At 61.2% G+C, this 20,043-nt stretch carries 20 protein-coding genes and 1 tRNA gene; 8 read left to right on the top strand and 13 right to left on the bottom strand.

The window, feature by feature from the left end:
• The first annotated feature begins 120 nt into the window (after nucleotides 1–120).
• The gene (locus tag C9E81_RS09220; RefSeq protein ID WP_166461865.1) at nucleotides 121–2,079 is read left to right on the top strand and encodes a serine/threonine-protein kinase; all 1,959 of its coding nucleotides are present in this window, start codon (nucleotides 121–123) and stop codon (nucleotides 2,077–2,079) included.
• Nucleotides 2,080–2,084: 5 nt separating this feature from the next.
• Here C9E81_RS09220 and C9E81_RS09215 read toward each other — a convergent pair whose 3' ends face one another.
• The 10 genes from C9E81_RS09215 to rpmH all read right to left on the bottom strand — a co-directional run bounded on the left by C9E81_RS09215 (nucleotide 2,085) and on the right by rpmH (nucleotide 10,228).
• The gene (locus C9E81_RS09215; protein WP_122112030.1) at nucleotides 2,085–2,603 is read right to left on the bottom strand and encodes a SixA phosphatase family protein; all 519 of its coding nucleotides are present in this window, start codon (nucleotides 2,601–2,603) and stop codon (nucleotides 2,085–2,087) included.
• 106 nt (nucleotides 2,604–2,709) lie between these two features.
• Nucleotides 2,710–3,609 carry an acetylglutamate kinase gene (argB, locus tag C9E81_RS09210; protein ID WP_122112406.1) on the bottom strand — a complete coding sequence of 300 codons (900 nt, stop codon included), beginning with the start codon at nucleotides 3,607–3,609 and terminating at the stop codon, nucleotides 2,710–2,712.
• Nucleotides 3,610–3,672: 63 nt separating this feature from the next.
• Nucleotides 3,673–4,323 carry a ribosome biogenesis GTP-binding protein YihA/YsxC gene (gene yihA / locus C9E81_RS09205; RefSeq protein WP_122112029.1) on the bottom strand — a complete coding sequence of 217 codons (651 nt, stop codon included), beginning with the start codon at nucleotides 4,321–4,323 and terminating at the stop codon, nucleotides 3,673–3,675.
• Entirely contained in the window at nucleotides 4,320–5,081 is a 762-nt protein-coding gene (locus tag C9E81_RS09200) for an MOSC domain-containing protein (RefSeq protein ID WP_122112028.1), read from the bottom strand. Before C9E81_RS09200 ends, yihA begins: the two co-directional genes overlap by 4 nt.
• On the bottom strand, nucleotides 5,078–6,931 hold the full coding sequence (gene yidC, locus C9E81_RS09195; RefSeq protein ID WP_122112027.1) for a membrane protein insertase YidC: 1,854 nt from the start codon (nucleotides 6,929–6,931) through the stop codon (nucleotides 5,078–5,080). Before yidC ends, C9E81_RS09200 begins: the two co-directional genes overlap by 4 nt.
• A 178-nt stretch (nucleotides 6,932–7,109) precedes the next feature.
• Entirely contained in the window at nucleotides 7,110–8,411 is a 1,302-nt protein-coding gene (locus C9E81_RS09190; RefSeq protein WP_122112026.1) for an EAL domain-containing protein, read from the bottom strand.
• A gap of 61 nt (nucleotides 8,412–8,472) precedes the next feature.
• Nucleotides 8,473–9,348 (bottom strand): tRNA 2-thiocytidine(32) synthetase TtcA, encoded by an 876-nt coding sequence (ttcA, locus tag C9E81_RS09185; protein WP_122112405.1) that lies wholly within the window; start codon nucleotides 9,346–9,348, stop codon nucleotides 8,473–8,475.
• A gap of 25 nt (nucleotides 9,349–9,373) precedes the next feature.
• Nucleotides 9,374–9,628, bottom strand: coding sequence for a membrane protein insertion efficiency factor YidD (gene yidD, locus C9E81_RS09180; protein ID WP_122112025.1), 255 nt, complete (start codon nucleotides 9,626–9,628; stop codon nucleotides 9,374–9,376).
• Complete coding sequence (gene rnpA / locus C9E81_RS09175; RefSeq protein WP_122112024.1) at nucleotides 9,625–10,050, bottom strand: ribonuclease P protein component; 426 nt, start codon at nucleotides 10,048–10,050, stop codon at nucleotides 9,625–9,627. Before rnpA ends, yidD begins: the two co-directional genes overlap by 4 nt.
• A gap of 43 nt (nucleotides 10,051–10,093) precedes the next feature.
• Nucleotides 10,094–10,228: a 50S ribosomal protein L34 gene (rpmH, locus tag C9E81_RS09170; protein WP_028725980.1), complete on the bottom strand. Its 135-nt coding sequence runs from the start codon at nucleotides 10,226–10,228 to the stop codon at nucleotides 10,094–10,096.
• A 265-nt stretch (nucleotides 10,229–10,493) separates the two neighbouring features.
• Between rpmH and C9E81_RS09165 the strand changes: the two genes are divergently transcribed.
• Complete coding sequence (locus C9E81_RS09165) at nucleotides 10,494–11,915, top strand: sensor histidine kinase (protein ID WP_122112023.1); 1,422 nt, start codon at nucleotides 10,494–10,496, stop codon at nucleotides 11,913–11,915.
• 73 nt (nucleotides 11,916–11,988) lie between these two features.
• Nucleotides 11,989–12,065: transfer RNA gene (locus C9E81_RS09160), tRNA-Arg, on the top strand.
• A gap of 62 nt (nucleotides 12,066–12,127) precedes the next feature.
• On the opposite strand, the gene metH is transcribed toward C9E81_RS09160, so the two are convergent.
• The 3 genes from metH to C9E81_RS09145 all read right to left on the bottom strand — a co-directional run bounded on the left by metH (nucleotide 12,128) and on the right by C9E81_RS09145 (nucleotide 17,229).
• Nucleotides 12,128–14,839: a methionine synthase gene (gene metH / locus C9E81_RS09155; RefSeq protein WP_122112022.1), complete on the bottom strand. Its 2,712-nt coding sequence runs from the start codon at nucleotides 14,837–14,839 to the stop codon at nucleotides 12,128–12,130.
• Nucleotides 14,832–15,875: a homocysteine S-methyltransferase family protein gene (locus tag C9E81_RS09150; RefSeq protein ID WP_122112021.1), complete on the bottom strand. Its 1,044-nt coding sequence runs from the start codon at nucleotides 15,873–15,875 to the stop codon at nucleotides 14,832–14,834. Before C9E81_RS09150 ends, metH begins: the two co-directional genes overlap by 8 nt.
• Nucleotides 15,876–16,002: 127 nt before the next feature.
• Entirely contained in the window at nucleotides 16,003–17,229 is a 1,227-nt protein-coding gene (locus C9E81_RS09145) for a deoxyguanosinetriphosphate triphosphohydrolase (RefSeq protein WP_122112020.1), read from the bottom strand.
• Between the two features lie 27 nt (nucleotides 17,230–17,256).
• On the opposite strand from C9E81_RS09145, the gene C9E81_RS09140 reads away from it, so the two are divergent.
• The 5 genes from C9E81_RS09140 to C9E81_RS09120 all read left to right on the top strand — a co-directional run bounded on the left by C9E81_RS09140 (nucleotide 17,257) and on the right by C9E81_RS09120 (nucleotide 20,034).
• The gene (locus C9E81_RS09140; RefSeq protein WP_122112019.1) at nucleotides 17,257–17,580 is read left to right on the top strand and encodes a HesB/IscA family protein; all 324 of its coding nucleotides are present in this window, start codon (nucleotides 17,257–17,259) and stop codon (nucleotides 17,578–17,580) included.
• Nucleotides 17,581–17,690: 110 nt separating this feature from the next.
• Complete coding sequence (locus C9E81_RS09135; RefSeq protein WP_122112018.1) at nucleotides 17,691–18,272, top strand: outer membrane protein; 582 nt, start codon at nucleotides 17,691–17,693, stop codon at nucleotides 18,270–18,272.
• A 136-nt stretch (nucleotides 18,273–18,408) separates the two neighbouring features.
• The gene (gene xth / locus C9E81_RS09130; protein ID WP_122112404.1) at nucleotides 18,409–19,194 is read left to right on the top strand and encodes an exodeoxyribonuclease III; all 786 of its coding nucleotides are present in this window, start codon (nucleotides 18,409–18,411) and stop codon (nucleotides 19,192–19,194) included.
• Between the two features lie 102 nt (nucleotides 19,195–19,296).
• Nucleotides 19,297–19,743, top strand: a complete 447-nt coding sequence (locus C9E81_RS09125) for a class I SAM-dependent methyltransferase (protein WP_122112017.1) — start codon at nucleotides 19,297–19,299, stop codon at nucleotides 19,741–19,743.
• Between the two features lie 27 nt (nucleotides 19,744–19,770).
• Nucleotides 19,771–20,034: an FkbM family methyltransferase gene (locus tag C9E81_RS09120; protein WP_122112016.1), complete on the top strand. Its 264-nt coding sequence runs from the start codon at nucleotides 19,771–19,773 to the stop codon at nucleotides 20,032–20,034.
• Nucleotides 20,035–20,043: the final 9 nt, after the last annotated feature.

Below are 20,043 nucleotides of genomic sequence, written 5' to 3'. Positions count from 1 at the left end.
GAGATCGAGAAAGATCCTTCCCGCAAGACGGGCCCTCCCTCGGCGGATGATGGAACTGCAGAGCAATCCGGGGAACAGGTAGAATCTTCCGCAAGCGCGGTTTCCACGGATGACCGAACCGTGTTTGCGGAAGAATCCGGGCATGAGACCCCGGCAAATACCGATCCGCGGAAAACCGTGATCTCGGACGAACCAAAGGTTTCGCTTCCCTCACAGGCCGTTGAACCGACGATGATCGGTGAGCAGCCAAAGGTGCGGGGCGGAGATGTGCGGCTGGTCGAGCCGGGCACGCTGATCAACAACAATTATCGCATCCTGTCGCTGGTCAGCGCGGGAGGCATGGGCGAGGTTTATCGCGCCGAGAACGTCTTTACCGGCGATCCTGTCGCCGTGAAGGTGATCCTTCCCAATCTGGCGCAGGACGACGCAGTGCTAGACCTGTTCAGGCGCGAAGCGCGGGTATTGGTGCAGCTTCGGGACGAAGCCATTGTTCGCTATCACAACTTTGTTCTTGATACCGGGCTTGGCCGCTATTGCCTGATCATGGAGTTCGTCGAGGGGCGCCATCTGGGAACGCGCGTGAAGGAAGGTGGTCCGCTGCCGGACGACGCCGCGATCATGCTGATGCGGCGCATTGCCAGGGGGCTGGACCGCGCACATGCCCGCGGTGTCACCCATCGCGACCTGTCACCCGACAATGTCATCCTGCGGGACGACCGCATCGACGAAGCCGTGCTGATCGATTTCGGCATTGCCCGCTCGACCGAGCTGGGCGATGGGCTGGCGGGGCGGTTTGCCGGGAAATTCAAGTATATCGCCCCCGAGCAGTTGGGGCATGCCGGCGGTGAGATTGGACCCCATACTGATGTCTATGGGCTGGGGTTGCTGATGGCCATGGTTGCGCGGGGCACGCCACTCGACATGGGCGACTCGGTCGTTTCCGCTTCGGCTGCACGGCAGGCGATCCCGGATCTGTCCGGTGTGTCACACCGGCTGTTTCCACTGCTTCAGCATATGCTGGAGCCCGATCCGCAGCGGCGCCCCGGGGATATGGGAACGGTGCTGCGCATGCTGGGCGATCCGGCCATGCTGCCCGCGCAATATCGCCTGCCGTTATGGTCCGCTGCAAAGGCGGGGAATGGTGAAGACGGCATGAGCGGCAGCTTTCCGTCCCTGTCCGGAGAATCGGTCGAGACGGATTCCGAAAGCCCGTTTTCGGTGGCCCCGGGCAGCTATGCTGCCGGGCATGAAGCCTTTGCTCCTTCCGTCACCAAAGCGAAGCGAGATGGCTGGGTTCTTGCCCTGTTCGTGGCTTTGGCGGTTGCTGCCCTTGCGATCGGAGCGGCATGGTGGATACTGCGCGACACATCCACAGAAACCCCGCCGGTGGTAGAGGCCGAACCCGAGCAAGCGAACGATCTGGTCGCACGTGACCCCGCGACCCGCGAGGGATTTCTTGCCAGCCAGCCGATGCCCGATTGCAGCTTTGCGGACCGGATTGCGTCCGGGCCGAATGCTGGAATGATCTCGGTCCTGAGTGGAACGAATTTTGCACCCACGGAACTGATGGATGCCTATGAAACGTCATTCGGCGTGCGCCCCGCCACGGTCGAAACACGCGTCGTGGCCGCTCATTGTCCTGCGCTGAATTTTCTGCGTGAGGTTTCCGGTCGCCCTGCAGCTCCGCCACAACTGACCGCCAGCATCACTTCCGCCGAATCCGGCTTCAGGCTGATAGGCGAGGTGAAATGGGATACAGGACGCAACCTGTGGCTGTTCCTCGTATCGCAAGATGGCGGGGTCTATGACCTGACCGCACAAGGCACGGAAACGCCGGATGGCCGTCGCTTTGGCGTCGGCATCTCTTCGGCGTCGACAGGCGGCACCGCTGATGTCGCGCCGTTTCTGCTGGTTGCGCTGACGACCGAAAAACCGGTAACGGCTGTTGCCGCGGCCCCTTCCGGCGCACCCGCGGCAGAGCTGTTGCCGCGCGTTCTGGACGAATTGCGTGCGAATGGCGAAAACCCGGCTGCCGGTGTCCTGGCACTGCGGGCCAAGGTGGCAGAGGGTGATCAATAACCGGATCAGCGCCGACCGTTAAAGCGCACGAAATCCATCACGCTGCCTTGTCCCGGGGCAACCTCTGACCAGCTGTCGATCTGAAAGTCGACGACCAGCGTCGCTGCGGTGGGATACCGGCGGAACTCTGGTTCAAGCGGGGCGCGCGCAGGCAACATGGCCGCGAATTCCGAGATTCCGGGATTATGGCCAAGCATCATCACGGTCTGATGGCTTGCGGTGCGCAGGATGGTCATCATCTTCTCGGGGCTGGCATGGTACAGGCCGGGCTCCATCCGGACCAGGGGACGGACCTCCAGCGTGGCCTTTTCGACGACTTCCCATGTCTCGCGGGTTCGCAAGGCCGAAGAGCACAGAACCTCTTCCGGCTCGTAACCCCGGCTGGCCAGCCAATCGCCCAAGGCCAGCGCCGAGCGGCGACCCCGATCGTTCAGCGGCCGGTCATGATCGGCAAGCGTGGGGTCATCCCAGGCCGATTTGGCGTGGCGGGTCAGGATCAGTCTTCGATATCCAAGCGGAGTCATGGGGGAACTGCCTCATATGCCATGCCAATCGTTCAGGCAGCCTGCCACAGCTTTTGCCATTCGGGCAAGCACTCTGGGTAACCTCGCGCCTGCGGGGTGCCCGATTTCACAGACCGGTTTCGCCCTGTCGCAACCCACGCGGCTTCACCCTCGGCTCGGTAGAGCGGATCAGGCTGCCAGCGCCATGTTCGGTGAACAGTTCCAGCAGGCAGGCGTTGGGCACGCGTCCGTCGAGAATCACCACGGCGCGCACGCCTTCCTCGATCGCCTTCAATGCGGTCTCTGTCTTGGGAATCATGCCGCCGGCGATCTGACCGTCGGCGATCATCTCGTGAACCTGCTCGGGGGTCAATTGCGTGACAACCTCACCAGAGGAATCCTTGACGCCCGCCACGTCGGTCAGCAATAGCAGCCGATCGGCCTTGAGCGCTCCTGCGATAGCGCCGGCCGCCGTGTCGCCATTGACGTTGAAAGTCTCGTTATCTTCCATCCCGGTGGCGACCGGGGCGATGACAGGGATCATTCCCGCAGTATAGAGGTCGCGGATGATCTGCACGTTCATCTCGACCGGACGGCCGACAAAGCCCAGTTCGGGATCGTCCGCCTCGCAGACCATCATGTCGTCATCCTTGCCCGAAATGCCGACCGCCCGGCCACCGGCGTCGTTGATCGCCTGCACGATGCGCTTGTTGACAAGGCCCGACAGAACCATCTCGACCACTTCGACGGTTTCCTTGGTGGTGACGCGCTTGCCACGGACAAAGCGGCTTTCGATACCCAGCTTGCCCAGAAGATCATTGATCATCGGGCCACCGCCATGGCAGATGATCGGGTTCATGCCGACCTGCTTCATCAGAACGATGTCGCGGGCGAAATCTTCCATCGCCTTGTCGTCGCCCATGGCGTTGCCGCCGAACTTGACCACGACGACCGCACCCGAATAGCGCTGCAGGTAGGGCAGGGCTTCCGATAGGGTGCGAGCGGTGGCGATCCAGTCCCGGTTCATCTTCTGCTTTCTCATCCTTGGGGTCCCTGTCCGATGCAGGCGACCCTAAGGCGGGCTGCGCGATCAGTCCAGAGCCGCGATGATCGCGCGCAGCGCGGCGATGCCCTGTCCCTTGTCCGACGAGGTCACGACAAGCTGCGGAAAGGCGGCGGGATGCTTTTGCAACTCGGTTTCGACCTGTTCCAGCACCGGTTTGATCGCATTCGGCCCCAGCTTGTCGGCCTTGGTCAGCACGACCTGGAAAGGCACGGCCGAGCGGTCGAGGAGCGTCATGATCTCGTGATCCACCGGCTTGATGCCGTGGCGCGAATCGATCAGGCAAAACGCCCGGCGCAGGGTCGGGCGCCCCGCAAGATAGGATTTCAGCAGTGCCTGCCACTTGGCGACGATCGCGACGGGCGCCTTGGCAAAACCGTAGCCCGGCAGATCCACCAGATAGCTGTGATCGCCAAGGGTGAAGTAATTGATCTCTTGCGTCCGGCCCGGCGTATTCGAGGCGCGCGCCAGGCCCTTGCGCCCGGTCAGCGCATTGATCAGGCTGGACTTGCCGACATTGCTGCGCCCGGCAAAGCAGATCTCGGGCCGGTCAGCAGGGGGCAGGCCGTCCATCGCGACGACGCCTTTCAGGAACTCGACCGGACCGGCAAACAGCAGTCGGGCGATCTCGGCCTGCTCGGGTTCTGGATCCGGAGCGACCGGAAAGGCGACTTTCATCCGCTGACTCCGTCTCCGGCGGCGATGTCACCGCCGGTCACGACCTCGGCATAGATGCCGAAATTGGTCGCGCCATACAGCCGCTCCAGTGCTTCGATCATGTCGAGATCGCGTTCGCCGGTGCGTGTGTCGGCACTGGTCGCCTGACAGCGGCCGATCTGATCGGTGACACGCAACTCGGTATCACCGATGCGGATGACCTGACCGATCATCTCACGCTCGGCAAATGGCTCCCATCCTTCGATCCACAGATTGCCGCGCCACCGCTCGATACCCAGGGATTTGCCGGTTTGTGCTTCCAGTTCGGCGAGGCTGTCCATTGACAGGATCGAGATCCACGGCCATTTGACATCGGTCCAGATCGCAGCGCCCCTGACCAGCCGTGTGGGCGCAGGCGCGCCGGCGGGCCAAAGCGGCCGCAGCCAGTCGATCAGAAGTTCGGCTTCGGTTTCCGGATCAAAGGCCAGATCCGGGCGCGTGGGCTGGCGCAACCTGATGCGGTTACCCTGCCAGCCGCCGCTGATCGCCTGCAGCGGGGCCGAGACGACACCGCGAAGAAAACAGGACTTCGGCAGCCAACGATCCGGCTCGCCATCGGTCTCGCTGCCGCGGGCATTACGCTCTCCCGCCTCGGTCAGAACCGCCCATTCGCGGTCTCCGGGCAAGCGGCGGGCAGCCTGCAGGCGGATACCGTCCAGCCCCTCTCCGCCGATCGACTTGATCGGATGGCGGCGGATATGGGCCAGATGCGCCGTCACTTGCCGTTACCGTCTTTCGAGGCCCCGCGCGGACGTTTGGGCAACGAGGACTTGATATTGCCGAACAGATCGGGCCGGTGCCCGTGCATCGACATGATCGTGTATTGCTGCAGGATGGTGATGGTGTTGTTGGTGATCCAGTACAGCACCAAGCCCGAGGCAAAGCCCCCCAGCATGAACATGAAGACCCAAGGCATCCAGGCAAAGATCATCTTCTGCGCCGGATCGGTCGGTGCCGGGTTCAGTTTCTGCTGCACCCACATACTGATACCCAACAGGATTGCCAGTACCGGCAGCGATATCGAATGCAGCATCGTTCCTTGCGCCGGAGCGGCATAAGGCAGCAAGCCGAACAGGTTCAACAGGCTGGAGGGGTCGGGTGCTGAGAGATCGCGGATCCAGCCGAGCCAGGGCGCGTGACGCAGTTCGATGGTGACGAAGATCACCTTGTAGAGCGAGAAGAAGATCGGGATCTGCAGCAACACCGGCAAGCAACCCGCAGCCGGGTTCACTTTTTGGCTTTTGTAGAGCTCCATGACCTCTTTCTGGAACTTCATCCGGTCGTCGCCGGTGCGTTCCTTGATTGCCTCCATCTGCGGTTGCAGTTCCTTCATCTTCGCCATCGAGATGTAGGACTTGCGCGCCAACGGGAAGACCAGCAGCTTGAGGATGAAGGTCAGCGCGATGATCGACCAGCCCATATTGCCGATATGGCCGTTCAGCCAGTGCAGAAGCTGGAAGATCGGCTTGGTCAGGAAGTAGAACCAGCCCCAATCGATGGAATCGACGAAGCGATCGATACCCGGCGTTTCCTGGTAGCCCTTGATGACTTCCCAGACCTTCGCCCCGGCGAACAGGTAGCTTTGCGCCGACGATTCGGCACCGGGCTGCACCGTCTGCATCGGGTAACGGGCCTCGGTCTGGTAGATGTCGGCGCTCTCGGCATATTTGACGACCGAGGTGAATGCCTGACCGGGTGCCGGAGCCAGAGTCGTCATCCAGTATTTGTCGGTAAAGCCGATCCAGCCATTCTCCTCGACCGGGACGATATCGGCGCGCCCTTCGCGCTCGACCGGATCCAGTTCGGTCATATCGTCGTAATCCATTTCGACCAGCTTGCCGTCCTGCATCCCGACGGTGCCTTCATGCAGGATGAAGAAATTCGTGGTATCGGGCTTTCCATGCCGGGCGATGATGCCATAGGGGGCGGCACTGAACGCGGCGTCGCCGTTATTCCGGATGCTTTGCGTAACGGTGAAGAGATAATTCTCGTCGAGTTCGAACGTGCGTCGGAAAACCTGGCCGGCGCCATTGTCCCAGGCCAGGGTGACCGGTTTGCCGGGGGCAAGGGTATCGCCGGATTCGACGTTCCAGACGGTCGCCGGAGTGGGCACAAGCGAAGGATCGACGCCGGGGCCCGGGGTCCAGCCATACACGGCGTAATAAGGTTTCGATCCGGTCGTATCGATGGAGGCATCTGTCGTCGCGGAGGAGGGGGACAGCAGCCGCACATCCGGCGCGCCTTGATCCAGTGTCTCCTGGTATTTCTTCAGCGACAGGTCATCGACCCGTCCGCCAGCCAGGGAAAGCGACCCTTCCAGCGAGGGAGAGTCGATCATGACACGCCCCGCTTTCGGAGCATCGACATCTTCGCCGAGATCGGCGGTGCCCGCATTCCCGGTTGCCGGAGCGGCCGGGGCAGCAGGAGAGCCGTCGGTATTCTGTTCGGCAACCGGCTGCTGGGGCTGCTGCTGGACCGGCGGCTCGGGCGCAAAGACGGTGTACCAGATCAGGATCACCAGAAACGACAGAACCGTCGCCAGGATCAGATTGCGGTTATTGTCTTGCATTCCGTTACCACCGTGATCGCGTCAGTCGCGCCGGTTCAACAGAAGGGGCCATCAAAGGTCAAGCGGATTTGCCTGTTTTACCTTTCGCGACCCAATAAAACCTGCAAAATTTCCTGCTTTGGCGATCAAGTTCCGGCGAGCGGGACGAAACCCGCCTGCGAACGGAAAGAATATGGCGTCAACAGAAAATTCCCGATGCGATGCCGGGCAGGGAATCTATCCGATCATTATGCCGGGTCAGGAATTCCGGAGTTTGTTCAAGGGGCATGGGCCTAGCGATGGCGTAGCCCTGAACTTCGTCACAGCCAAGCTGTGCCAGATAGGCATGCTCCTGCCGCGTCTCGACCCCTTCGGCGACGGTTCCCACCCCTAACTGCTCGGCCATTGCCAGGATCGCCGACACCATGCGCTGCTGGTTGGCATCGACATCGCAGCCGGTGACATAGGTTCGATCGATCTTGATGCGATGCACGCCGAAAGTGCGAATCGCGTCCAGGCTGGCATAGCCTGTTCCGAAATCATCCAGATCCAGCCGGCATCCCGCCTCCAGCAGATGTTTCAGATTCCTGTGCGGGATCGGATCGCTGTTGAACGGCCACATGCTTTCCAGAAGCTCCAGAACAAGCCTGTGCGGCGCGATCTTGCGCTTTTTCAGCTCTTGCAGGATCGTTTGGGAGAATCGTGGATCGCCCAGCTCGACATTCGAGATGTTCAGTGAGACCGTTTCCACATGAAGGCCGGATTCGTCCCAGAATACCAGCGCATCCAACACATGCTGCAGCATGGTTGCCGTCAGGGCGCGGTGATCGGTCACTGTCATTCCCGGCATGAAGCTTGCCGGCGACAGGATCCCCTGTGTCGGGTGCCGCCATCTGGCAAGCGCCTCGAAGCCTGTCACGCGCCCTGAATTGCAGCAGACTTTCGGTTGAAAATAGGCAATTATCTGTCCCACCTTCACGGCATCAGCGACGGTAATAGGCATGTCGCTGGTCAGGCGGTCGAGAGGCGTTTCAATCATGATGACCCTGCCCAGTTCCTCCGGCCCGGCGTTTTCCAGTTGCTTTCGGCCGTATCCAAGCAATTTCGCCTTGCAGATCAGCGCGGGTTGCGGGCAGGCCATCAACAAGCCTGTCAGCACCGGCTTGATGGTTTGCCCTTTCGCTGCCAGACCCTGCTGACCATGCTGTTGCACACGCTTGGCGACAGCCTTGGCGACCGTGCGCGAGCGGCAGTGCAGCGTTATTGCGAACAGGCCCGGAGCCACGACTTCCACCCGGTCTTGCGGTCGCAGCGCCTCGCGGAGATTAATGGTTATCTGTTCCAGCAGATACGACATCCCCGCCCGCTCCAGGTGATCGGTCAGGACAGGCATGTTTTCGAGGCGCAGAAGCAGGACAAGGCGGCTGGATCCTCGACTGATTCCGAATCGTGCGGTGAAGCGGGACAGCCCGCTCCATACTGCGCTGAGAAAACGTACCAATATACCGGCTCCTTTCAGAGTTAACGGGAGCCGGTCTTAGAGACGAAAACTTGTCTTTCGGTTAATGCGTTCGATTGCCGGGCGGGTGATCCGCGCCTGTTTCCGGCTTATCCGGAAAGAGCGACGCGAAATCGAATAACTTCGGATCCAGCATATGCGAGGGCCGCACATTCGCCAACGCGCGGAACATGACCTGACGGCGGCCCGGTGTCCGCGACTCCCATTCATCCAGCAGCTTCTTGACCTGGACACGCTGCAGCCCTTCCTGGCTACCGCAGAGGTCGCAGGGAATGATCGGATAGTTCATCGCGCTTGCAAAACGGTCGCAATCAGCCTCGGCCACATAGGCGAGCGGGCGAAGGACGGTCAAATCTCCATCTTCGTTCAGTAGCTTGGGCGGCATGGTGGCCAGCCGCCCGCCGTGAAACAGGTTCATGAAGAAGGTTTCCAGAATGTCGTCGCGATGATGTCCCAGGACCACGGCAGAACAACCCTCTTCCCGCGCGATCCGGTAAAGATTACCGCGCCGCAAGCGCGAGCACAGCGCGCAATAGGTGCGGCCCTGTGGCACTTTTTCGGTGACGATGGAATAGGTGTCCTGATATTCGATCCGGTGTTCGACACCGCGGCTGGAGAGGAATTCGGGCAGGACCGTCGCCGGAAAACCGGGCTGCCCCTGGTCGAGATTGCATGCCAGCAGGTCGACCGGCAGCAGCCCACGCCATTTCAACTCGTGCAGGACCGCCAGTAGGGTATAGCTGTCCTTGCCGCCCGAAAGGCAGACCAGCCAGCGATCGCCGGAGCGCAGCATACCGTAATCTTCGATGGCATTGCGGGTTTCGCGAACCAGGCGCTTGCGAAGTTTCCGGAACTCGGTCGAAGAAGGCGCGCCCGCGAAAAGTGGATGAATTTCCGTGTCATCGCTGTCGTCCAGCATTGCAGAACCTTTCCCAAGCAGCCTGTCATCCATGTCGATGATCATCTTGATGGTCCGGACATCCCGGAACCGGATCGAAGCCATGCCCGCCCCAGGGGTGGCATCGGGCGATGCGCCGCAGCGTCAGCCAACCGCCGCGGAACGCCCCGTGACGCCGCAGGGCCTCAAGCGCATAAGCTGAACAGCTGGGCTGAAAGCGGCAACCATGCCCGACCCAGGGCGAAGCTACCAACCGATAGGCCCGGACAGGTAACGCAAGCAGATGCGCAAGCGGACTCATCGATGCACCTTGCGCAGCGCATGTGACAGATCGTCGCAAAGGGCGTCGAATTCGCGGCTGACGGTTGCGCCGGGGCGGCCGACCAGCACGTAATCCCATCCCGGTTTCGCGGCATCGAACAGCCGTAGCCGGGCGACTTCGCGCAACCGACGCTTGGCCCGGTTGCGCATGACGGCATTGCCGATCTTTTTGGAGCAGGTGAAGCCGACACGCGCCGGTGCTTCGTCTCCGCGGTCCCGGGCCTGCAGCAGCAATCCCGGCATGCCTTGACGGCGCGCTTTGGAAGCGGCCAGGAAATCCGCGCGCTTTCTCAGGATTTCGGGCGATTTTTTGCCGCTATGCGGTGCGTGAGACACGCGAAAAACCGCCACGCCGTCATCCTGTGGCCGGGTTTCAGCACAGAGATGGGGCAGGGGCGGCATGTCCAAAGCCTTTCACCGGTGGAGAGGCTCCACCGGGATGCGATCAGGCCGACAGACGCTTGCGGCCTTTGGCGCGACGGGCGTTCAGCACGCGGCGGCCGCCTTTGGTGGCCATGCGGGCGCGAAAGCCGTGACGGCGCGCACGAACGAGGTTCGAAGGTTGAAAAGTGCGCTTCATATTCCTGTCTCCGGGTCGTAGCTTGCGGGTGGCGGTCTACAGCGGGGTGGTCGACAGATCATGACCCCGCACGCTGACGCGCCGGTTGTTCGAAGCCCGCTGGATAGTGCAGGCTTCTTGCGACGTCAACTGCCAACCTGCGGCAAAGCTGCCACGGTCGCGGGAAACATATCCGGGAACTCAAGGGCGGAAAACTTTGTTCAATGTGTAAAATGCGCGCGGTTCTGCATATGTGTCAGGTTTGCCGCACTATATCCGGGACGAAATGCGACTGAACACGATCTCTGGCCGATTCGCTGCGTTGACGATCATTTTCGTCATACTGGCTGAGATGTTCATTCTCTTGCCTGCGCTATCCGGTTTTCGCCAGGACTATCTGGAATCAAGGCTGGAACGCGCCCAGATCGCCAGTCTCGCATTGCTGGCGACCGATGACGCATTGGCCAGCGATCTGGAATCAGAACTGTTGCAGAATGCCGGGGTTTTCAACGTGGTCCTGCGGCGTGACGATATCCGGCAGCTTGTGTTGTCCTCTCCGATTCCCGGGCCGGTCGCGGTGACCTACGATTTGCGGGAAACCCGGCCGTGGCAATCGATCATGGATGCCGTCGTGACCCTGTGGGAACCCAGGGACCAGGTGATTCGGATCATCGGCGCACCTGTCAATCAGGCCGGGCAACTCATCGAGATCACCATGCGGACGGCCCCGCTGCGTTCCGCCATGATCGAGTTTGGTCTGCGTCTGCTGGCAACATCGGCGGCATTCTCGATCCTGACTGCCATCCTTCTGAATCTTGCCGCACAGCGCCTGATCCTGGTGCCGATGCGCCGTGTCATCAGCCATATGTCGGCATATGCCAGCGCCCCCGAGGATCCGCGGCATATCATCAGCCCGAATGCCCGGCTGGTGGAGTTGCGCGATGCTGAAACCGCGCTGGAATCGATGCAGAAGACGGTTACATCGTCGCTGAAACAGAAAGAGCGGATGGCGCAACTGGGTCAGGCGGTGGCCAAGATCAGCCACGACCTGCGCAATATCCTGACAACGGCACAGATCTTTGCGGACCGGCTTGAGGACAGCGCCGATCCAAAGGTCAGGCGCGCGGCGCCCAAGCTGCTCAATTCCATTACCCGTGCCGTGACGCTGTGCGAAACGACATTGGCATTCGGCAAGGCCGAAGAGCCCATGCCCTCCTTGACACGCTTCAATCTTGCCCAATTGGCGGCCGAGGTCATCGAGGCCGAAACATTGGCGGCCACGACTGCGGGTCAGGTCGAGTTCCTGACCGATATTCCCCCCAGCCTCACGATACGTGCGGACCGGGATCAGCTGTATCGCGTGCTGACCAACCTTGCACGTAATGCCCGGCAGGCGATCGAGGGGACGGGGCAGCCCGGCATGATCGAACTGGGCGCGGACGAAAGTGACAGTGAATGGTGGATTCGTGTCGGCGACAATGGACCCGGTTTGCCGGACAGGGCGCGGGAGTATCTGTTCCAGCCCTTTGCCGGCAGCGCCCGTAAGGGCGGCACAGGTCTTGGTCTGACGATAGCCGCCGATCTGATCCGCAATCATGGCGGGCGACTCGAACTGTTGCGCAGCGATGCCGAAGGCAGCGAATTCATGATTCGCATCCCGCGTCATATGAATGTGCTATCGCCCGGTCAGACGGCGGCGGCGCGCTGACCGGATTCTGCTTTTTTTCATGTGATCCCCCTTGCATCTCCTGTAGTGGGGCGCTAGATCAGCCCCCTACAACGGACCCGTAGCTCAGCTGGATAGAGCACCAGACTACGAATCTGGGGGTCGGGCGTTCGAATCGTCCCGGGTCCGCCATATTTTCCATATCGTCTGTCTGAGATATTTGGACAAAGAAGAATGCGCGGTGACCAGTCCGGTCAGGCCACCGCGTCCGTTCGCACATAATTCAGGATCGGGGCCAGCCAGCGCTCGGTTTCCTCGATGGACATGCCCTTGCGCGCAGCGTAATCGCGGACCTGGTCCTCCTCGACCTTGGCGACTCCGAAATAATAGGCCTCGGGATGGCCGATATAGAGGCCCGACACCGATGAGCCGGGCCACATGGCCATGCTTTCGGTCAGTTTCACGCCCGCTGCGGCCTCTGCATCCAGAAGGTCGAACAATGTCTGCTTCTCGGTATGATCGGGCTGGGCCGGATAGCCGGGGGCGGGACGGATGCCGTTATAGGGTTCGGCGATCAGTTCCTCGGGGGAATAAGCCTCGTTCGGCGCATAGCCCCAGAATTCCTTGCGGGTGCGTTCATGCAGCATCTCGGCCATGGCCTCGGCGATGCGGTCGGCCAGCGCCTTGACCATGATGGCGGAGTAATCATCATTGGCGCGCTCGAAACGGGTGGCGATCTCGGATTCCTCGGGGCCTGCCGTCACCACGAAGCCACCGACATAATCCGGCCCCGCGCCTTCGGGGGCGACGAAATCGGACAGGGCCACATTCGGGCGCCCGCCGCGCTTGGCTACCTGCTGGCGCAGCGTGTGCAGCATGGCCAGGGTCTCGCCCCGGTCCTCGCCGGTATAAAGGCGGATGTCGTCGCCCACCGCATTGGCGGGCCAGAAGCCGACCACGGCGCGCGGGCGGAACCATTTGCCCTCGATGATCCGGGCCAGCATCTCCTGCGCCTCAGTATAGAGCGTCCGCGCCGCCTCGCCCTGCTTCTCGTCCTCGAGGATGCGGGGGAAAACGCCTTTCAACTCCCATGTCTGGAAGAACGGCGTCCAGTCGATATAGCGGGCGATCTCGGACAGGTCCCAATCGTCGATGACGCGCGTGCCGGTGAAGGAAGGGGCGGTGGCCCTGAACCCCGTCCAGTCCAGTTTCAGCGCATTGGCGCGGGCGGCGGACAGGGGCAGGCGCTGCTTGGCGGCCTCGTTGCGTTCGTGGCGGTCGGCGACCTCGGCATATTCGCTGCGGATATTTTCCACATAGGCCTGCTGCTGTGCCGGGCTGAGCAGCGAGGATACCACGCCCACCGCGCGGCTGGCATCGGTCACATAGACGGCGGCGCCCTTGTGGTAGCGTGGCGAGATCTTGACGGCGGTATGGATCTTGGACGTTGTGGCCCCGCCGATCAGCAGGGGAACGTTGAAACCCTCGCGCTCCATTTCCGAGGCGACATGCACCATTTCGTCCAGCGACGGGGTGATCAGGCCGGACAGGCCGATGATATCGACATTCTGTTCCTTCGCCACCTCGAGGATCTTCTGCGAGGGCACCATCACGCCCAGGTCGATCACCTCGTAATTGTTGCAGGCCAGCACGACACCGACGATATTCTTGCCGATATCATGCACATCGCCCTTCACGGTGGCCATCAGCACCTTGCCGGCGGTTTCGCGCTCGGTGCCGCCATTGAGGCGCTTCTCCTCTTCCATATAGGGCAGCAGCACGGCGACGGCCTGTTTCATCACGCGGGCGGATTTCACCACCTGCGGCAGGAACATCTTGCCCGCGCCGAACAGGTCGCCGACGACATTCATTCCGGCCATCAGCGGCCCCTCGATCACGTCGAGCGGGCGGGCGGCGGATTGCCGTGCCTCTTCGGTATCGGCCTCGACATATTCGGTGATGCCGTTGACCAATGCATGTTCCAGCCGCTTCTCGACGGTCCATTCGCGCCATGACAGATCTTTTTCGCGCTTCTCCTTGCCGCCCTCGCCGCGATAGCGTTCGGCGATGTCCAGGAGCCGCTCGGTCGCGTCTTCGCGGCGGTTGAGAACCACGTCCTCGCAGGCTTCGCGCAGATCCGGGTCGATCTGGTCATAGACCGCCAATTGCCCGGCATTGACGATGCCCATGTCCATTCCCGCCTGGATGGCGTGATAGAGGAACACGGCATGCATTGCCTCGCGCACGGGCTCGTTGCCGCGGAAGCTGAACGAAAGGTTGGACACCCCGCCCGAGACATGCGCATGCGGCAGGTTCCGGCGGATCCAGCGGGTGGCCTCGATGAAATCGACGCCGTAATTGTTATGCTCCTCGATCCCCGTCGCCACGGCGAAGATATTGGGATCGAAGATGATATCCTCGGGGGGAAAGTCCAGCTCTTCGGTCAGGATCCTGTAGGCGCGGGCACAGATCTCGGTCTTGCGTTGCAGGGTGTCGGCTTGTCCCTGTTCGTCAAAGGCCATGACCACGACTGCCGCGCCATAGGCCAGGCACAGGCCCGCATGATGGCGGAACTGTTCCTCGCCCTCCTTGAGGCTGATCGAGTTCACCACCGATTTGCCCTGCACGCATTGCAGCCCGGCCTCGATCACCTCCCATTTGGAACTGTCGATCATGATCGGCACGCGGGCGATATCGGGTTCCGCCGCCAGCAGGTTCAGGAACTCGACCATCGCCGCCTTCGAGTCGATCAGCCCCTCATCCATGTTCACATCGATGATCTGGGCGCCGTTCTCGACTTGATCGCGGGCGACTTCCAGCGCGGTGGCATAGTCGCGATTGGTGATCAGCTTGCGGAACCGGGCCGAGCCGGTGACATTCGTGCGCTCGCCGATATTCACGAAGGGAATATCGGGCGTCAGGACGAAGGGTTCGAGACCGGAGAGGCGGAGCTGGCGGTCAGGCATATTCGGGAACCTTTCGCGGGCTGAATTCGGCCACGGCCTCGGCGATGGCAGAGATATGTTCGGGGGTCGTGCCGCAGCAACCGCCGACGACATTCACCAGCCCTTCGCGGGCGAATTCGGCCACCTGTTCGGCGGTATCCTGCGGGCCTTCGTCATATTGGCCGAAGGCGTTGGGCAGCCCGGCATTGGGGTAGGCGCAGATCAGCGTGTCGGCCACCCCGGCCATCTCGGCCAGGTGCGGACGCATGGCGGCGGCACCAAGCGCGCAATTCAGCCCCACCGTCCAGGGCCGCGCATGGCTGACGGAATGCCAGAAGGCCGTCGGCGTCTGCCCCGACAGGGTGCGCCCCGAAGCATCGGTGATCGTGCCCGAGATCATCAGCGGCAGCGCCTGTCCATGCGCCTCCATCGCCTGAAGGCAGGCGAAGATGGCGGCCTTGGCGTTCAGTGTGTCGAAGATCGTCTCGATCAGCAGGATATCCGCGCCGCCCTCGATCAACCCCGTCGCCTGTTGCAGATAGGCGATACGAAGCTCGTCGAAGGTCACGGCGCGAAAGCCCGGATCGTTCACGTCCGGGCTGATCGAGGCGGTCCGGTTGGTCGGCCCCAGTGCCCCGGCGACGAAACGGGGCTTGCCGTCCTCGGCCGTGGCACGGTCCAGTGCCCGGCGCACGACGCGCGCGCCCTCGGCATTCAGGTCATGCACCGCCGATTGCAGCCCGTAATCGGCCTGCGCGATCGTGGTTGACGAGAATGTGTTCGTCTCGACAATATCGGCGCCCGCCTTGGCATAGCGGTAATGGATCTCCTCGACCGCTTCGGGCTGCGTCAGGATCAACAGGTCGTTATTGCCCTTCTGCGGATGCTCGGAATGATGGCGGCAGGCATGGCCCGATGCGCGCCCGGTATAGTCGTCCTCGTCCAGCCCCAGGGCCTGGATCTGAGTGCCCATTGCGCCGTCGAGGATCAGGATACGCTCGGCTGCGGCGCTGTTCAGCGCCTTGAATACGGGGGAGGGAGTCAGTCTGCCGGTCATGGTCGTCACCCTTGGTCAGGAAGCCCGCAACATAGGGAGTGATCGAGCTGTCCGCAAATTCATAATTTTCTACAAGATCATGAGTGGCGTTGATAATCCGTTAAGCTCCCGGCGTGTCCCGGATCGCTTACCCCGGGAACAGGCGCTGATGTTCGGCAATGGCATAGCGGTCGGTCATCCCTGCGACATAGTCGAGAACGATTCGGGCGCGCTCCGTTTCATCGCCAGCTTGCAGGATGGCACGCTGCCAGCTTTCGGGCATCTTCGCAGGATCCTTCATGAAGAGCGGGAACATCTCGTTGACGATTTTCGTGACGCGGTGGCGTTCATCGACGACCGAGGGCGCGCGATACATCCGCTGGAACAGGAAGGACTTGATGGCCTTGATATTCTGATAAAGCGGTTTCGAGAAGCGAATGATCGGCCCCTCCATGTCGCGGATTTCCTGCGCCGATTGCGGTTGCAACCCGGCCAGACGGTTTTCGGCTACCGCGATCACATCCTCGACCATGACGCCGAATACACGCCGCAGCGCTTCGTGCCGCCGCCGCATCCGGTCGAGGCCGGGATGGAGACGGTCAACTTCGGCGAAGGCCGGGCCGATGACCGGCAGTTCCGCCAGTTCCTCTTCGGTGAACAATTCGGCGCGCAGCCCGTCATGCAGGTCGTGATGGTTATAGGCGACGTCATCGGCCACCGCCGCCACCTGCGCCTCGGCGCTGGCATTCGTGTGCAGTTCCAGGTCCCAGGCTGCATCGACTTCGGCCAGTGCATAGGGCAGCGGCGAGGGGACGGGATCACCCGCGTCATCCCGGTCCAATATGGGACCGTTATGCTTGGCGATACCCTCCAGCGTCTCCCATGTCAGGTTGAGCCCGTCGAAATCTGCGTAATGCCGTTCCAGCCGCGTGACGATGCGCAGCGCCTGCGCGTTGTGATCGAAGCCGCCATAAGGCTCCATCAGCGCGGCCAGCGCATCCTCGCCGGTATGACCAAAGGGCGGATGGCCAAGATCATGGGCCAGCGCCACGGCCTCGGCCAGATCGGTGTTCAGATCCAGCGCCCCGGCAATGGTGCGGGCGACCTGCGCGACCTCGATCGTGTGGGTCAGGCGGGTGCGGAAATAATCGCCACGATATTCCTTGCCGTCATGCTCGACAAAGACCTGCGTCTTGTGCTTCAGCCGCCGGAAGGCCGAGGAATGGATGATCCGGTCCCGGTCGCGCTGCCATGGCGAACGGAAGGTCGACATGCGTTCGGGCCAGAGGCGGCCGCGGCTGTCTTGGGGCTGGCAGGCATAGGGCGCAGTCATGGACCATCCTTGCGAGAGATGCGCGGCAAGCCTATATTCCATGCGTGTCTTTGAGAACGGGAACGCCCCATGAACGTGCCTCCAAAAGTGACAGAACGCGCATTCGCCCAGCTTGCCGAGATCAATATCTCGGGCGAGATCCGCCCCCTGCGAGTGGCGGTGGCGGGCGGCGGATGCTCGGGTTTTCAGTATGACATCCGGCTGGACAAGGCCGAGGAGGATGATCTTGTGCTGGAAGGCGGTGGCCAGAAGGTCGTGGTCGATCCGGTATCGCTGCCCTATCTGGCCGGTGCGGTGATCGATTTCACCGACGAACTGATCGGCGCGCGTTTCACCATCGACAACCCGAACGTGACCTCGAGCTGCGGCTGCGGAACGTCATTTTCTTTGTAACGGGATAAGGGTTGCGGTCTGAGCCAAACCGAACTCGCAATCATATACTCTTTGTTTATCTATTTGCGGGACAAATCCATTTGACGTGAGTGACGTTGAATGGAGAAAGAATGAAACTGTCCAATGTAGTTGCCGCTGCAATCTGTGCGGCGACACCGGCGCTTTCCGCCGGTTACGCATCCCCGACTGCCATCGGATCGACCGGATCGGATCATGACTGGGCGGGTTTTTATGCCGGTATCCAGTATGAAAAAGGTTCTTCCGAAATAATCTTGGATAACCAGGACGAGAAGTTTGACTTGGATCTTGTCGGCCCCGGTCTGCATATCGGCTATCAGGGCGACTACAGTCGGGTCGTTGTTGGTGCCGAATTGGCTCATGCTCGCATCTCTGCGAGCGCAGACGGCGAAACCATCAAGCTTGATAACCTCTTGGTGAAAACGCGCGTTGGTTATGACCTTGACCGCTTTCTGCCTTATGTGACTTTTGGCACGGCCCGCGTTTCGTTCGACAACGATTCTTCGAGTGACGGCTACGTATTCGGGGCTGGCGTTGATTTCAAAGTGACAGGAGGTTTTACGTTGGGCGCTGAATACAGCAAGCAGCATTATAAAGAAGAAGATGAGGTCGCTAGGAATAGGGCCAATATTGACTTCAACTTGTTCCAACTACGGGCATCGTATCATTTCTGAACAGGGGCTGGGCAGTATCCGGCGCATGGGATGAAGTACAAGGAAAGCGGCCCGTTTGCGCTGCTTTTTTGTTGGAGGCAGCAGCCGCAGGTTTTTGCCCGTTGCCATTCCTGCCCAGTCCGCCCAAGATGCCGGCATGAAGATCGCATCTTTCAATATCAACGGTATCAAGGCGCGGATCGCGGCGTTGACCGACTGGCTGAACGCGGCCGGGGCGGATGTCGTGGTCCTGCAAGAGATCAAATCTCTCGACGAGGCCTTCCCGCGCGCGCATTTCGAGGATCTGGGCTGGAATATCGAAACCCATGGGCAAAAGGGTTTCAACGGTGTCGCCATCCTGTCGAAATTGCCTTTGGAGGATGTGATGTGCGGCCTGCCCGGCGACGACGGGGACGAGCAGGCGCGCTATATCGAGGCGACCGTTACCGGGGAAAAGGCGGTGCGGATCGCGGGCTTGTATCTGCCCAATGGCAACCCGGTGCCGGGGCCGAAATACGATTACAAACTGGCATGGATGGAGCGTTTGCGAATACGGGCTGCGGAATTGCTTGCCAGTGAAATGCCGGTGGTGATGCTGGGCGACTACAACATCATCCCCGAGCCGCGCGATGCCGCCAATCCCGGCAAATGGGTGGATGACGCGCTGTTCCTGCCGCAAAGCCGCGCCATGCTGCGGGCCATCCAGTGGCAAGGCTGGACCGATGCGATCCGCATCCGCGATCCGTGGTCTGCACGCGGGCCTTTCACCTTCTGGGATTTCCAGGGCGGCGCCTGGAACAAGGATGACGGTATTCGGATAGATCACCTGCTGCTGTCGCCGCAAGCCGCCGATCTGCTGGCCGAAACCGGCGTGGACCGTGAAGCCCGCGCAGCCGAGAAACCAAGTGACCACGTGCCGGTCTGGCTGCGGCTGGCGGCCTGAAGGTATGTGCCTTTCCTCCGGTTCCGGACCGGACGACGAAACCGCAATATCCATGGCAGGCTGGTCTTGTCATCAGGTGATCCGGAATGCGGGAGGTTCAGGATGAGTGTCGTAACCCGGGATGTTTACAAGATACCGATCGTCAGGGTGCGAGTGCGTCATGATCAGCTTGGATATGAAATCGAACTGGACGTGCCGCGCAGGGCCACCCACCGCCCCGCAGTGCGGAAGAGCCTTGCAGGCCGATATTACGAGCCGTTTTCCCATCTCAGCTTCAAAAAGATACTCGACTACAGGAAAAACGGTGCGGCGATTCATGCGGGCACGTTTTTCGGTGATATGCTGCATACTTACTCACGTTCGGCGAAGACACTCTATGCCTTTGAACCGGTACTCGAGAATTTCTTTCTGGCCAAGAAGAATGCCGAGAGGCTTGGTTTAAGCAATGTCATCTTGGTCAATGGAGCCCTTTCGGACCGCAATGGCCTGACGGAGATCGCGACGCATGACGCGGACGGAAAATTCTTGGGCGGTGCATCGGGCTTTTAGGATAAGCATGAGGGCCGGTCAGAGCTTGTGCCGACATTCAGGATCGATGATTTACCCTTCGAGGACCTCTGCTTGATCCAGTTGGACGTCGAGGGCCATGAAAGCAGCGTGCTGAATGGGGGCATGGCGACGATAGGACGATTCGAGCCGATCATCCTGGTCGAAGACAACCTGGAGAATTGTGCCGACCTGCTGACCGGGGCAGGATATGGGCATTGCTTTACCCGGGGCGGGTTGGCCTATTGGGCGCGTCCGGCGGATCGGGACTTCATTATTTCGCTGAATGTCTGACGCCCGGGA

It is taken from the genome of Paracoccus alkanivorans (assembly GCF_003697785.1).
Classification (GTDB): Bacteria; Pseudomonadota; Alphaproteobacteria; order Rhodobacterales; family Rhodobacteraceae; genus Paracoccus; species Paracoccus alkanivorans.
The sequence above is the reverse complement of the archived record's forward strand: the minus strand, read 5'-3'. Positions and strand labels throughout refer to the sequence as shown.